Raw genomic sequence first — 14,953 nt, 5'->3', positions numbered from 1 at the left:
GCAGGGCTTTCAAATCGTGAATGGAGTGTGACGCGTGCTGGAACGGCTGTCATGGAAAAGGCTGGTGCTGGAGCTGATACTTTGCTGCCTCCCGGCCTTTATCCTTAGTGTATTTTTTGGTTATCTGCCCTGGTTTTTACTGGCGTCGGTAACGGGACTGCTCATCTGGCATTTCTGGAATTTATTACGTCTTTCCTGGTGGTTGTGGGTCGACAGAAGTATGACGCCGCCGCCGGGAAGCGGAAGCTGGGAACCGCTGCTGTACGGCCTGCACCAAATGCAGTTGCGTAACAAGAAACGCCGCCGTGAACTGGGGAATCTCATTAAACGTTTTCGCAGCGGGGCGGAATCGCTCCCTGATGCGGTGGTGTTGACCACAGAGGACGGGGGCATCTTTTGGTGTAACGGTCTGGCGCAACAGGTACTGGGATTACGCTGGCCTGATGACAATGGGCAAAACATTCTCAACCTGCTGCGTTATCCGGAATTTACGCAGTATCTGAAAACCCGCGACTTCACCCGACCGATCAATTTGGTGTTAAACACCGGACGGCATCTGGAGATTCGGGTGATGCCCTACACCGACAAGCAGTTGTTGATGGTGGCGCGTGATGTGACGCAAATGCACCAGCTCGAAGGGGCGCGGCGCAACTTTTTCGCCAACGTCAGTCATGAGCTGCGTACACCGCTCACCGTGTTGCAGGGTTATCTGGAGATGATGCAGGAACAATCTCTGGAGGGAGCCACGCGGGAAAAAGCGCTGCATACGATGCGCGAGCAAACGCACCGCATGGAAGGGCTGGTGAAACAGTTACTGACGCTGTCGAAAATTGAGGCTGCGCCTGTGCTCTTGCTTAATGAACGCGTTGACGTACCGATGATGCTGCGTGTTGTTGAACGCGAGGCGCAAACGTTAAGTCAGCAGCAGCACAGCTTCACGTTTGAGGTTGACAGTCAGCTTTGCGTGCTGGGCAATGATGATCAGTTGCGTAGCGCTATCTCGAATCTGGTCTATAACGCGGTGAATCACACCCCGGCGGGGACACATATCACCGTGCGCTGGCAGCTCGCCGCGCAGGGCGTGGAGTTCAGCGTGGAGGATGATGGTCCAGGCATTGCGCCTGAGCATATTCCGCGCCTGACCGAACGTTTTTACCGGGTGGATAAGGCGCGATCCAGGCAAACTGGCGGCAGCGGTTTGGGGCTGGCGATTGTTAAGCACGCATTAAATCATCACGACAGTCGATTGATTATCGACAGCACCGTGGGGAAAGGCACGCGGTTTAGTTTTGTTCTGCCGGAACGTTTAATTGCCAAAAATAATGCTTAATGTTGCAATGTAAGATTATCTTTCCATAAGCCAGCGAATGCTGGCTTTTTTTCTTTGCGGTAAAGATTCACCTGCTGAATTTTTCAACGTCTGATGCTTTTTTGTTCGCATGATTAGCCATGACTTTTTCTTATGGATGGTGTTTTGTTCTAAGTCGTATATTCATCTTGATATATTGTTCTGGTTTTGGGATCCCATCTTGCTTTAAAACGTTATAAGCGTTTAAATTGCGCCTCAGATGCTGTCATACAGACTGCATTAATGCGGTAAATCGAAAAACTATTCTTCGCCGCGCCAGGTCGGGAGCATATCCCGCTGGAATTGATTAAAAATTCCGCTGTATTGTCCCCCAGGGAAAGGCAGAAAATTTAACGTTTTCAACACCACATCCACAGGCAGTAAAATTTTATGACCCATCAGTTAAAATCGCGCGATATTATCGCCTTGGGCTTTATGACATTTGCGCTGTTCGTTGGCGCAGGCAACATTATTTTCCCTCCTATGGTGGGTCTGCAAGCAGGCGAGCACGTCTGGACTGCAGCGCTCGGCTTTCTTATCACCGCGGTTGGCCTGCCGGTTCTTACGGTTGTGGCGCTGGCAAAAGTCGGTGGTGGCGTAGACAGCCTGAGTGCGCCAATTGGTAAAGTGGCAGGACTCCTGCTGGCCACCGTCTGTTATCTGGCCGTAGGTCCGCTGTTCGCTACGCCGCGTACGGCAACCGTCTCCTTTGAAGTAGGGATTGCGCCGCTGACCGGTAACTCCCCTCTGCCGCTGTTTATCTACAGCGTGGTCTACTTTGCCATTGTGATTCTGGTGTCGCTCTATCCGGGTAAATTGCTGGATACCGTCGGCAACTTCCTGGCGCCGTTGAAGATCATTGCACTGACGGTGCTGTCTGTTGCTGCGATTGTCTGGCCAGCAGGCCCGATCAGCGATGCGATGGAGGCCTACCAAAAATCTGCGTTTTCGAATGGTTTTGTGAACGGCTACCTGACCATGGATACGATGGGCGCGATCGTCTTTGGTATCGTCATTGTCAACGCCGCGCGTTCTCGTGGCGTGACGGAAGCGCGTTTACTGACGCGTTACACCGTGTGGGCGGGTCTGATGGCGGGCGTAGGGTTAACCCTGCTGTATCTCGCGTTGTTCCGCCTGGGGTCAGACAGTGCGATTCTGGTTGACCAGTCTGCAAATGGCGCGGCAATCCTGCATGCTTACGTGCAGCACACCTTCGGTGGTGCGGGTAGCCTGATGCTGGCAGGGCTGATTTTCCTCGCCTGTCTGGTGACGGCGGTTGGCCTGACCTGTGCGTGCGCTGAGTTCTTCGCACAATACGTCCCACTGTCTTATCGTACGCTGGTGTTCATCCTCGGCGGCTTCTCGATGGTGGTGTCGAATCTGGGTCTCAGCCACTTGATTCAGGTCTCTATTCCGGTGCTGACGGCGATTTATCCGCCATGTATCGCACTGGTTGTATTAAGTTTTACCCGCTCATGGTGGCATAATTCTTCCCGCGTCATTGCACCTGCGATGTTTATCAGCCTGATTTTTGGTATCCTTGACGGCATTAAAGCATCGGCAATTGGCGACGTATTACCGGCCTGGACCCAGCGTTTGCCAATGGCGGAACAAGGGCTGGCGTGGTTGATGCCAACAGTCGTGATGGTGGTCCTGGCGATTATCTGGGATCGTGCAGCGGGTCGACAAGTGACTTCAAGCGCTCACTAAATTCACTGACAGTATGTTTTAACCACGGGGCTATTTTTGATGGCCCCGTGGTTTTTTTATTGTGTTGATGGGTTAGGAATCAATGGAAAGTAATAACAAGCTAAAGCGTGGGCTAAGCACCCGGCATATTCGCTTTATGGCATTGGGTTCAGCAATTGGCACCGGATTATTTTATGGCTCGGCAGATGCCATCAAGATGGCCGGTCCCAGTGTGCTGCTGGCCTACATTATTGGCGGGGTAGCCGCATACATTATTATGCGCGCACTGGGTGAGATGTCCGTGCATAACCCTTCTGCCAGTTCGTTTTCACGCTATGCGCAGGAGAACCTCGGTCCTCTCGCTGGCTACATTACCGGCTGGACCTACTGTTTTGAAATTCTGATTGTGGCCATAGCGGATGTGACGGCATTTGGCATCTATATGGGCGTCTGGTTCCCTGCCGTACCGCACTGGATTTGGGTTCTCAGCGTGGTGCTGATTATCTGCGCCGTCAACCTGATGAGCGTGAAGGTGTTCGGCGAACTGGAGTTCTGGTTCTCGTTCTTTAAAGTTGCCACTATCATTGTCATGATTGCTGCCGGTTTCGGCATCATTATCTGGGGTATTGGCAACGGCGGGCAACCGACCGGGATCCACAACCTGTGGAGTAACGGCGGCTTCTTTAGCAACGGTTGGCTGGGCATGGTGATGTCACTGCAAATGGTGATGTTTGCCTACGGCGGGATTGAGATTATTGGTATCACCGCCGGGGAAGCGAAAGACCCGGAGAAGTCGATTCCGCGTGCTATCAACTCTGTGCCGATGCGTATTCTGGTGTTCTATGTCGGTACGCTGTTCGTCATTATGTCTATTTATCCGTGGAACCAGGTGGGCACCAACGGTAGTCCGTTTGTGCTGACGTTCCAGCATCTGGGCATCGCTTTTGCGGCCAGTATCCTCAATTTCGTGGTGTTGACGGCGTCGCTTTCCGCCATCAACTCTGACGTGTTTGGCGTGGGGCGTATGCTGCACGGTATGGCGGAGCAGGGGAGCGCGCCGAAAGTGTTCGCGAAAACCTCGCGTCGCGGTATTCCCTGGGTCACCGTCCTGGTGATGACGATTGCGCTGCTGTTTGCGGCCTGGCTGAACTACATCATGCCGGAGAACGTCTTCCTGGTAATTGCGTCGCTGGCGACCTTTGCCACAGTGTGGGTGTGGATCATGATCCTGCTGTCGCAGATTGCTTTCCGTCGCCGCCTGTCGCCGGAAGAGATCAAAGCGCTGAAATTTAAAGTACCTGGCGGCGTGGCAACGACCGTTGTGGGGCTGATCTTCCTGGTCTTTATCATCGCGCTTATCGGCTATCATCCGGAGACGCGTATCTCGCTGTACGTCGGATTCGCGTGGATTGCGCTGCTGCTGGTTGGCTGGATGTTTAAACGTCGTTACGACCGTCAGTTGGCACAAGCGCAGTAATTTTTGCCAGGTAGCGGCTTTGCCATATCCGGTCTACTTGTGAGCAGGTAGGCCGGATACGCGTAGCGCCGTCCGGCGAAATATCCTCCCCCTGGCTCCTCCCCCAATAAACAGTAAGATGATGAGTTATCCTGCATTGCGCTATGGCAAGGTGACCTCATTTTCATCAAAGGGGATACGTGATGTTGAACGCCTGGCACCTTCCGGTTGCCCCATTTGTTAAGCAAAACAAAGATAAGCTGGCCATTACGTTATGGTTGCGCGGGGAAAATCCTCCTCAACGTGTGACGCTACGCGCAGAGAATGATAACGAAGAAATTTCGCTGGTCATGCACCCGCTTCGCACGCAGCCACAGCCCGGCGTCACGGCCTGGCGCGCGGCGATTGATCTCTCTGGCGGACAACCCCGTCGACGCTACAGTTTCAAACTGCTCTGGCACGATCGCCAGTGCTGGTTTACCCCGCAAGGCTTTAGCCGCTTCCCGCCCGCACGGCTGGAACAGTTCGCGATAGACGCTCCCGATAACGGCCCTCAGTGGGTCGCCGATCAGATTTTTTATCAGATATTCCCCGATCGCTTCGCCCGCAGTCAGCCGCGCAGCGCGGATCAGGACAATGTCTATTATCATCATGCTGCCGGGCAGGATATCGTGCTGCGTGACTGGGACGCGCCGATCACCGCGCAGGCGGGGGGATCCACGTTCTATGGCGGCGATCTGGACGGCATTAGTGAAAAGCTGCCGTACCTGAAAAAGCTGGGCGTGACGGCGCTGTACCTGAATCCTGTCTTTACCGCACCGAGCGTGCATAAATACGACACCGAAGATTATCGTCATGTTGATCCGCAGTTTGGCGGCGATCAGGCGTTGCTGCGCCTGCGGCATAATACGCAGCGCCACGGCATGCGGCTGGTACTGGATGGCGTGTTTAACCACAGCGGCGACTCGCATGCCTGGTTTGACAGGCATAACCGGGGTACCGGCGGCGCCTGCCATAATCCGGAATCGCCGTGGCGCGACTGGTATCACTTCTCGACAGACGGCGTGGCGCTGGGCTGGCTGGGGTATCCGAGCTTGCCGAAGCTGGATTTCCAGTCCGAAACGCTGGTGAATGAAATTTACCGGGGCGAGGACAGCATTGTTCGGCACTGGCTCAAAGCGCCGTGGAATATGGACGGCTGGCGTCTGGATGTAGTGCATATGCTGGGTGAAGGCGGCGGCGCGCGTAATAACCTTCAGCACGTCGCCGGTATTACGCAGGCAGCAAAAGAGACGCAGCCAGAGGCCTATATTGTTGGTGAGCACTTTGGCGATGCGCGCCAGTGGTTACAGGTTGATGCCGAAGATGCGGCGATGAACTATCGCGGTTTTACCTTTCCGCTCTGGGGATTCCTCGCCAATACCGACATCTCTTACGATCCGCAGCATATTGATGCCCAGACCTGTATGGCATGGATGGACAACTATCGCGCCAGCCTGTCGCACCAACAGCAGCTGCGCATGTTTAATCAGCTGGACAGTCACGATACCGCCCGCTTTAAGTCCCTGTTAGGTAAGGACGTAGCGCGCTTACCGTTGGCGGTGATCTGGTTATTTACCTGGCCTGGCGTCCCCTGTATCTATTACGGGGATGAAGTGGGGCTGGATGGCAACAACGATCCGTTCTGTCGCAAGCCCTTCCCGTGGCAGGCAGAAAAACAGGATGGCGAATTACTGGCATTGTACCAACGGCTGGCGAAACTGCGCCATCGCAGCCAGGCGCTACGTCATGGCGGCTGCCAGGTCATTTATGCCGAAGAGAATGTGGTGGTCTTTGTCCGGGTCTTACATCAGCAGCGGGTGTTGGTGGCGATCAACCGGGGCGAGGCCTGCGAAGTGGTGTTAGCCGATTCGCCGCTGCTCAATGTGACTTCATGGCAATGCCATGAAGGGAAAGGCCAGCTTGCGGAGGGTATTCTCAGCCTGCCGGCCATTTCTGCTTCTGTGTGGGTCAGTCACTGATACAGTTTTGCGATTTCAGCGCTGGTGAGTAACGCTTCACGCCACCAGCGCTGCGCAAGACCATCGCTGTGATTACGCCATGCCATGTAGGCCACGTCCTTCTCGCGAAATGAGATCACGGATTTTTCGACCAGTTCACCACAGGCAAGCCACGGTCTGGCGATATGCCGGGGAAGGAATCCGCAGCCAATACCCGCACGTAACAATGTGACTTTACTGCTAAAACTGTCGACGCGAATTTGCGCCTGTTCATCCATCAAATTGGATTGTAGCGGCTGACAATAGCGGGCGCTGTCGCTGATCACCGCCGCCCGATGCAGGCAAAGTTGCTCATTGGTCAGCGCATCCGACGCACTTGCCAGTGGGTGCGAAGGGGCGACGACAAACACATTATCCAGCGTGCCAAGCATTTTGTACGACCATGCGGCGGAGGTGGGCGGCTCATTGATGGCGCCGAGAATAATATCCGCGCCATTATGCGTTAGCTCCTCCCAGGAACCTGCCAGCGTATGATGGGTAAAATTGAGGCGCGTTTGCTTGTTGAGCGCGTCGAATGCCTCGATGAGCGGGAGTAACGCCTCAAAAGGAAACGAATCGTCGAGCGCGATAGCCAGCTCTTTTTCCCAGCCAGAACTTAACTGAACAGCCTGCTTTTCCAGATCTTTTGCCGCACTGAGCAGTAACCGTCCCTTTTCCAGCATCATCCGTCCGGTGTCGGTAAATTTCGCCCGGTGACCGGAACGGTCGAGTAGCTCAATACTTAGGTCATTTTCCAGCTTCTGAATCATGTAGCTGAGTGCCGCCGGGGTTTTAAAGAGTGATTCGGCTGCGGCGGCAAATGAGCCGTGCTTGTCGAGAGCGTCGAGGATAAGCAAAACATCCAGATTGATTCGCATGGGCTGAAAATATCCTGAAAATTAAACAACTCAGTTGTACCGAATAGAGAAAAACAAAGCCAGTGAATATTTTAGAGTGGAATCTGTAAATTTTTTGATGATGACTGCGACTTTACTTAATACAAAATTATTATCGTCACCGAATGGTAAGTTTTCTTTAATAACTCATTAGAAATTTCCCGCTATACTCAAGAAGCTTTCTGATTCAGGATCTTACTACTGACGGAAGATACAGGCCGTCACCTTTTAACTCATTGATTAAGAAGGTGTGATATGTCTATTCGGGAACTCATTAATCCTGACAATTCTACGCTTATTTTTATTGACCATCAGCCGCAAATGTCATTTGGCGTGGCAAATATTGATCGTCAAACCCTGAAAAATAATACCGTTGCGTTAGCGAAAGCCGGGAAAATATTTAAAGTTCCGGTCATTTATACTTCTGTTGAAACGAAAAGTTTTAGTGGTTATATCTGGCCGGAATTACTGGCGGTGCATCCTGATGTGAAACCCATTGAACGTACCTCAATGAATTCATGGGAAGATGCGGCGTTTGTAAAAGCGGTAGAAGCGACCGGTCGTAAGAAATTGATTATCTCTGCGTTGTGGACCGAAGTGTGCCTGACATTCCCGGCATTGATGGCGCTGGAAGCGGGTTACGAAGTGTATGTGGTCACTGACACCTCCGGCGGAACCTCTGTTGACGCGCATGAACGTTCGATTGACCGCATGGTGCAGGCAGGCGCGGTTCCCGTAACCTGGCAGCAGGTGTTACTGGAATACCAGCGCGACTGGTCCCGTAAAGAAACTTATGACGCCGTCATGGATCTGGTGCGCGAACACAGCGGCGCCTACGGTATGGGCGTGGATTACGCCTACACCCTGGTGCATGGCGCGCCTGAACGCAAAGCGTAATGCCAATGGCGGGGCAATCCCGCCATTCTCCTTGTGCAAGGAACCTTCCATGGCGCAACAAAATAAACACGTGACGCTGGTCATTACGCATACATTGCAGCCCAACCAGGCGGAGCGCTATGAGCAATGGCTGGGGAAAATTATGCCGGTGGCGGCGGAGTTTCCCGGGCATCTGGGGGCGAACGTCATTCGTCCCGCTGACGGACAAACTCTGTGGAACATCATTATTCGTTTCGACACCCTCGAGCATCTCTACAACTGGACCCAGTCGGATACGCGTCGGGTACTGGTGGAAGAAATAGCCCCGCTGCTGGCGGAAGGTGATAAAACGGAAGTCCGCACCGAAGCGGCGTTCTGGTTTACGCCGCCAGCGCCCCACGTCCGCCAGCCGCTGCGCTGGAAACAGTTTCTGATAACCCTGCTGGTTATTTTTCCCAGCACCAATCTGGTGCCGTGGATAACCGGCATGATCCTTCCCGCACTGAAGGGGTCAATGCTATTGCATCTGATTAATGATGCCTGTGTGGTTGCGCTGGTGGTCTGGCTCTGGATGCCCATCGTAACCCGTCTGTTTGCCGGATGGCTGAAAAAAGCCTGACGGTTTTTCAGGAGATTGTTATGTCTCAAACTGCCACACTCATTCTGACGCACGGAAAAATCCATACCCTTGATCGGCAATACCCACAGGCGGAAGCCGTGGCGATCAAAGACGGAAAAATTCTGGCGACCGGTACTCATGACAGGATCATGAGCTTTGCCGCTGACGGGACACAACTTGTTGATCTAAAAGGTCACACGGTGATCCCTGGTTTAAACGACTCCCACCTGCATTTGATTCGCGGCGGCCTCAATTACAATCTGGAATTACGCTGGGAAGGCGTGCCGTCGCTGGCGGACGCGCTGCGTATGTTAAAAGATCAGGCGGATCGAACGCCATCACCGCAATGGGTTCGCGTGGTGGGGGGCTGGAGTGAGTTTCAGTTCGCGGAACGCCGTATGCCGACGCTGGAAGAGCTGAACGACGCGGCACCGGACACACCGGTGTTTGTGCTGCATCTTTACGATCGTGCGCTGCTCAACCGGGCGGCCTTGAAAGCGGTGGGTTATACCAAAGCGACGCCGGACCCGGTTGGCGGTGAGATTGTCCGCGACAGCAACGGCAACCCAACCGGGATGCTGATCGCCAAACCGAACGCCATGATCCTGTACTCGACGCTGGCGAAAGGGCCAAAGTTGCCGCTGGAGATGCAGGTAAACTCGACCCGCCAGTTTATGCGCGAACTGAACCGTCTGGGATTGACCAGCGCTATCGACGCGGGTGGCGGCTTCCAGAACTACCCGGAAGATTACGAGATTATTGAGCAGTTGCACGCCAACAACCAGATGACGGTGCGCATTGCCTACAACTTGTTTACCCAACGGCCGAAGCAAGAACTGGGGGACTTTGAGCGCTGGACTGACATGCTCAAACCGGGGCAAGGGACCGATTTTTATCGTGCTAACGGCGCAGGGGAAATGCTGGTCTTTTCGGCGGCGGATTTCGAAGACTTTTTGCAACCGCGCCCGGACCTGCCTGAAGGAATGGAAGATGAGCTGGAGCGCGTGGTGCGCCATCTTGTCGAACATCGCTGGCCGTTCCGCCTGCATGCCACCTACGACGAATCCATCAGCCGAATGCTGGATGTCTTTGAGAAGGTCAACCGTGATATCCCGTTCAACGGATTACACTGGTTCTTCGACCATGCTGAGACTATCACCGAACGCAACATCGACCGTGTAAAAGCGCTGGGCGGCGGGATTGCCGTACAGCACCGGATGGCTTTCCAGGGCGAATATTTTATCGATCGCTACGGCAAAGAGGCGGTGAAACACACGCCGCCGGTGGCAAAAATGCTGGCGGCGGATGTTCCCGTCGGACTCGGTACCGATGCAACGCGTGTTGCCAGCTACAACCCGTGGACGGCGCTGTACTGGCTGGTCTCCGGGCGTACCGTCGGGGGTACGGCAATGTATGACGATAACAACCGTCTGCCGCGTGAGGTGGCGCTGGAGTTGTGGACGGCGGGCAGCGCGTGGTTCTCCAGCGAGCAGGGGAAAAAAGGGCGGATTGAACAAGGACAGCTTGCCGACCTGGTGGTGCTGTCAAAAGACTACTTCAGCGTGGCGGAAGAGGAGATCAAAGGGATTGAGTCGGTGATGACGGTTGTCGATGGCAAAGTGGTCTACGCCGCGGGACAGTTCACGCCGCTGGCACCGCCAGCGATTCCGGTGGTGCCGGACTGGTCGCCGGTGGTAAACGTCCCAGGCCACTACCGTTCCGCGCCGCCAGCCGCAGCTAAAGTGGGGGCCATTGTCCAGATGCACCAGTGTTGTGGCAGCTGTGGCGTTCATGGGCACCAGCACGATATGGCGCGCAAATCGGGGATCCCGGTGTCGGATGACCAGGCCTTCTGGGGTGCGCTCGGCTGTTCCTGCTTCGCATTTTAATGTTCGGCATGCCGGATGACGCTCACGTTCATCCGGCAAAACCCGCCGATCTTTTCTAGAATTGTTTTCATTTAGCTTACAGGGATGGCACAAATGCAACATTGTGTGCCAATCTACGCGCGTCTTGTACAGTGAAGGTGGAAACATGGATGATTTTGTAATCCTTGGCTGCATTGCTCTTTTTTTTGGACTGGTGGTGCCGATACTGGCGATTGTCGCGCTGAATCGCACCTCCGTGCTCCGATATGAACTTTCCATTCTGCGCCGACGGGTTGAAGAACTTGAACAGCGTGGTGTGGACACTGCGCCGGTTCAACAGGCGACACCTGAGCCTGTTATCCCCGTGGAGCCGATATCAGAGTCTGTGGTTACCGCCGCGTCAGGGGGTGAACGTCCTCCACTCTCCCTCGTCCTGCCTGAAAACGTCGACGCGCCGCCTGTGAAACCCTCTGCGTTTGGCGGTGTTTTCTCTTCGCTGGCACGCTGGTTTATGCAGGGAAATCCGCTGGCCAAACTGGGGATTTTGCTGCTCTTCTTCGGTTTATCATTCCTGCTGCGCTATACGGTTGAACATTCCCTGTTTCCCCTTGAGCTGCGCCTTGTGGCGGCGGCGTTGTTTGCCGTGGTGTTGCTCGCGGTGGGCTGGCGCTTGCGGCACAAACAGCCCGTCTATGCCTTAATTCTGCAAGGGGGGGCGACCGGCGCGCTTTACTTGACCGTCTTTGGCGCATTCCGGCTGTGGCAAATGTTGCCGCTCACGCTGGCTTTTGCACTACTGGTGCTGATCTGCGCGGCAAGCGTGGGGCTCGCTATTTTGCAAAAAGCGCTGAGCCTGGCGATGCTGGCAAGTATCGGCGGCTATCTCGCCCCGCTGCTGCTTTCCACCGGGAGCGGCAACTATGTCGCGTTGTTCTCGTTTTACCTCCTGCTTTCGCTCGGCATTCTCGCCATCAGCATCTGGCAGCACTGGCGTGAGCTCAATCTGTTGGGGCTGCTGTTTACCTTCGGAGTTGGTGGGCTGTGGGGGCTGAGTGATTACCGGCCTGAGTACTGGCTCAATTGCCAGCTTTTCCTGATCGCCAACATCCTCATTTTTGGCGTGTTGAGCGTGGCGCTTTCGCTGCGGGCGCAGGAGAAGAGCAAGCGTATTATTGACGGCGTGCTGGTGTTTGCGCCTCCGGTGATTGGATTTGGTATGCAGTACGCCATGACTGAGCATCTGGAATATGGCCCGGCCCTCAGTGCGCTGGGATTTGGCGGTTTCTACATGGTGCTGGCGTGGCTGGCATTACGCCGTTTTCCGTCGATGGGACGGCCACTGGCCCTGGCGGCGCTGGCGCTTGGTGGGGCATTTGCCACGCTGGCCATCCCGCTGGCGCTTTCCGCACGCTGGACGGCGATGGCCTGGGCGCTCGAAGGATTGGGCGTGTTGTGGCTGGGCATTCAGCAACAGCAGCGGCGGATGAGCTACAGCGGTACCGCATTGATGCTGCTGGCGGTGGTCAGCGGAGGCTGGGCGCTGGCAGAAAATGCCGCGGCGCTGTCGGTGATGATGATCTTTTCTGTGCTGAGTCTGTGTTGGCTGGCAGGGGCGTGGCTGTGGCGCAGTGAAAAGGTGCAGATCAGTTGGGCGCTACTGGCGGGGGGCGTGGCATTCTGGATCGTCGCTATTGTGGGCGCATCACAACTGATGCTTGAAGACTCAGGTTCTGAATGGTTTGGCGCGCTGGCGCTGATGACCGTATCTGGCATGCTTTGGCGTTATCTGAGCGGGCGATTCGCATGGCGGGAGCTGGGGTACAGCCAGTGGCTGCTGTGGCCCGCCATGCTGTTGCTGCTGATGTATCAAATAGATTTAAAGCAGATTTTTGCCGCGGGCTGGCAAAATCTGGTGTGGTGCGTGGCATTGCCTTGCGCGGTGTTCATGCTGTATCGCGATGGCCCACGTTTGTTGCCACGGCTCTCGCAGGCGCTGCATCTTTCTCTGTTCTGGATAATCTTACTGGCGTTCGCCATGGAGTTATTCTGGTTTACGCAGGCATTGCCGTGGGGAATGGACGCCTGGCGCAGCGGTCTGATGATGGCGGCGGGCGGGATAGTGATCCTGCTGGTACATACGGCGCTTCGCCGCAAACTGTGGCCGTTTACGAGCTGGCCTGTTCTGTATGGCGCGGTCGCCTTAGCGCCGCTGGCCGTTATTTTAGTGTTGTATCTGCTGTTGGCGAACCTGGAAGATGGTGTGGTTCTCCATCAGCGTTACATTCCTGGGGTTAACCCGCTTGAAGAGGGGGCGGCCTTCGCGTTGTTGGGGCTGTATATTCTTGTTCGTTTCTCTCTTCGCGTATTACCTGCGCCGTTAGCGGAGTACCGTTCATGGGGACTGGTTGCGCTGGTAGCGCTGGCATTTTGGTGGCTGAATGGGGCGCTGATGCGCGCGCTGTCGTGGTATGGCGATGTCGCGTGGAGCAGTGATGCGTTGTGGCATTCGCGTTTGATCCAGACCTGTTTTGCCCTGTTCTGGATGCTCACGGCATTAATTGTCATGATCCGCGCAACGCGACGTGGTTCGCGACGGGAATGGTTTTGTGGCGCGGCCTTTCTGGGCATCGTTATCATTAAACTGATGCTGGTGGACAGTGCGAATGGCGGCGGGTTAGCACGCGCCGTCGCCTTTATTGGCGTGGCGATTCTGGTATTAATCGTGGGGTACTTCTCACCGTTACCGCCCAGGGCTGGAGACGAAAAATGAACGGGATGAAAGGGGTATTATGGAGTGTCCTGTTGGGGATGACGTTTCCGGCGTTCAGCCGTGACGAGGCACCGGAGACGCCGCAGGATTACGCGGTGGGGATGACGCTGGAGACAACCGGGGAATCGCCCTGGTATCGCGTCCCGCTCCCAATGGAGGTCTATGCCACCAGCGTCTGGCCGGATTTACGTGATGTGCGCGTGTTTAACCGCCAGGGCGACGTGGTGCCTTTCGCGCTTGAGGTGCAGAAATCGCAGGCCACGGAGCCAAAAGCCGTTCCGCTTCGACTCTTTGCGTTTGATGCCTCACCTGTCCCGGTGAAACCAAATGACGATAGCGGTACGCAGACGGTGCTGCTGCGTTCGAAAAGCGGGCTGGAAATCCATTTTGAGAGCGAAGATGCCAAAGAGATTGGGCAAAGTTTTCTGCTGACGCTGCCGGAAAATGGGGTGGAATCACTGCAGGTTTCCCGGTTGCGCCTGGACTGGCGCGATCCCGCAGAAAACTGGCAGGGAAAAGCCTCGGTGTATTACAGTCGTGACTTACATCGTTGGGATGAGATTCAGGATGCCTCGCAGCTTATGGATCTGAAACGTGGCGATGATCGACTGAAAATCGACACCCTCCGTGCAGACATCACGCTGTCAACGGATAGCATCGCTTATCTGCTGGTGATCCTGGATCCGCAAAGCCCGGCGTTGATTCTGAATGGCGTGAGCGCACTCACCGACACAAACCCGCCTGCCGCCGAGCGCGTCTTACTGAATGCCCGTGGCAGTAAAATTTCACCCACTGAGGCTATCTGGCAATGGGATCATCCCCAACCGCTGACGGCGCTGGACATCATTCTGGACAATAAAGGGATCTTACCTGTCGAGCTGGAGTGGCGCAGCAGCGAAAAAGAGGCATGGCGACCGTTGAGCAAGACGGTGCTCTTTTGGCTGGATGGGCAGTTTTCTGACAGTATTCCCCTCTCTGGTGCGTTAGTCGAGGCGGTTCGCATGACCACCCTGAATGCCAAATTGCCGGAGACACTCCCGGTGGTGAGAGGCGTTCGCGACAGCTATCAGGTGATTTTCAATGCCCAGGGGACGAGTCCTTACATGCTGGCGTGGGGAAACGGGGCGGCAGTCAAGGCGGATGTCAGCATGGATATGCTGATCCCGAAAGCATTGCGTGAAAGGCAGAAGATTGACGCTCTGCCGAGGGTTTTCCCGCATACCCGCGTGGTTCTGGGGGGAGAAGCACGGTTAACGGCCACCTCAGCGGCTGAACAACAGCGTTTGTGGAAAACATTGCTGGTCTGGGGAGCGTTAATTCTTGGCGTGGCGGTACTGCTGACAATGGCGTGGCGAATCTGGCGTGAGGTGAAGAAGGGCGGCGCGGCGTAAC

At 55.2% G+C, this 14,953-nt stretch carries 10 protein-coding genes; 9 read left to right on the top strand and 1 reads right to left on the bottom strand.

The window, feature by feature from the left end; all coding sequences use genetic code 11:
* The first annotated feature begins 34 nt into the window (after positions 1–34).
* From phoR to malZ, 4 genes are all read left to right on the top strand, one after another.
* Positions 35–1,330, top strand: coding sequence for a phosphate regulon sensor histidine kinase PhoR (phoR, locus tag JM656_RS16490; RefSeq protein WP_203358702.1), 1,296 nt, complete (start codon positions 35–37; stop codon positions 1,328–1,330).
* Positions 1,331–1,738: 408 nt separating this feature from the next.
* Positions 1,739–3,058 carry a branched-chain amino acid transporter carrier protein BrnQ gene (gene brnQ, locus JM656_RS16485; RefSeq protein WP_203358701.1) on the top strand — a complete coding sequence of 440 codons (1,320 nt, stop codon included), beginning with the start codon at positions 1,739–1,741 and terminating at the stop codon, positions 3,056–3,058.
* 82 nt (positions 3,059–3,140) lie between these two features.
* Positions 3,141–4,514, top strand: coding sequence for a proline-specific permease ProY (proY, locus tag JM656_RS16480; protein WP_203358700.1), 1,374 nt, complete (start codon positions 3,141–3,143; stop codon positions 4,512–4,514).
* A 182-nt stretch (positions 4,515–4,696) separates the two neighbouring features.
* Positions 4,697–6,514, top strand: a complete 1,818-nt coding sequence (gene malZ, locus JM656_RS16475; protein ID WP_203358699.1) for a maltodextrin glucosidase — start codon at positions 4,697–4,699, stop codon at positions 6,512–6,514.
* Here the strand turns inward: malZ and JM656_RS16470 are convergent.
* Positions 6,508–7,410, bottom strand: coding sequence for a LysR family transcriptional regulator (locus tag JM656_RS16470; protein WP_203358698.1), 903 nt, complete (start codon positions 7,408–7,410; stop codon positions 6,508–6,510). The two genes, malZ and JM656_RS16470, sit on opposite strands and share 7 nt — an antisense overlap.
* Before the next feature lie 273 nt (positions 7,411–7,683).
* Here JM656_RS16470 and JM656_RS16465 point away from each other — a divergent pair, with 273 nt between their 5' ends.
* The 5 genes from JM656_RS16465 to JM656_RS16445 all read left to right on the top strand — a co-directional run bounded on the left by JM656_RS16465 (position 7,684) and on the right by JM656_RS16445 (position 14,952).
* Positions 7,684–8,325, top strand: a complete 642-nt coding sequence (locus JM656_RS16465; protein WP_203358697.1) for a hydrolase — start codon at positions 7,684–7,686, stop codon at positions 8,323–8,325.
* A gap of 49 nt (positions 8,326–8,374) precedes the next feature.
* Positions 8,375–8,923, top strand: coding sequence for an antibiotic biosynthesis monooxygenase (locus JM656_RS16460; RefSeq protein WP_203358696.1), 549 nt, complete (start codon positions 8,375–8,377; stop codon positions 8,921–8,923).
* 20 nt (positions 8,924–8,943) lie between these two features.
* Positions 8,944–10,812, top strand: a complete 1,869-nt coding sequence (locus JM656_RS16455) for an amidohydrolase (protein ID WP_203358695.1) — start codon at positions 8,944–8,946, stop codon at positions 10,810–10,812.
* Positions 10,813–10,957: 145 nt separating this feature from the next.
* Positions 10,958–13,561: a DUF2339 domain-containing protein gene (locus JM656_RS16450; RefSeq protein ID WP_203358694.1), complete on the top strand. Its 2,604-nt coding sequence runs from the start codon at positions 10,958–10,960 to the stop codon at positions 13,559–13,561.
* The gene (locus tag JM656_RS16445; RefSeq protein WP_203358693.1) at positions 13,558–14,952 is read left to right on the top strand and encodes a DUF3999 domain-containing protein; all 1,395 of its coding nucleotides are present in this window, start codon (positions 13,558–13,560) and stop codon (positions 14,950–14,952) included. Before JM656_RS16450 ends, JM656_RS16445 begins: the two co-directional genes overlap by 4 nt.
* The last annotated feature ends 1 nt before the right edge of the window (position 14,953 follow it).

The organism is Citrobacter sp. R56, assembly GCF_016811995.1.
GTDB lineage: Bacteria > Pseudomonadota > Gammaproteobacteria > Enterobacterales > Enterobacteriaceae > Citrobacter_D > Citrobacter_D enshiensis.
This window is presented reverse-complemented; position numbering and strand designations above follow the sequence as displayed.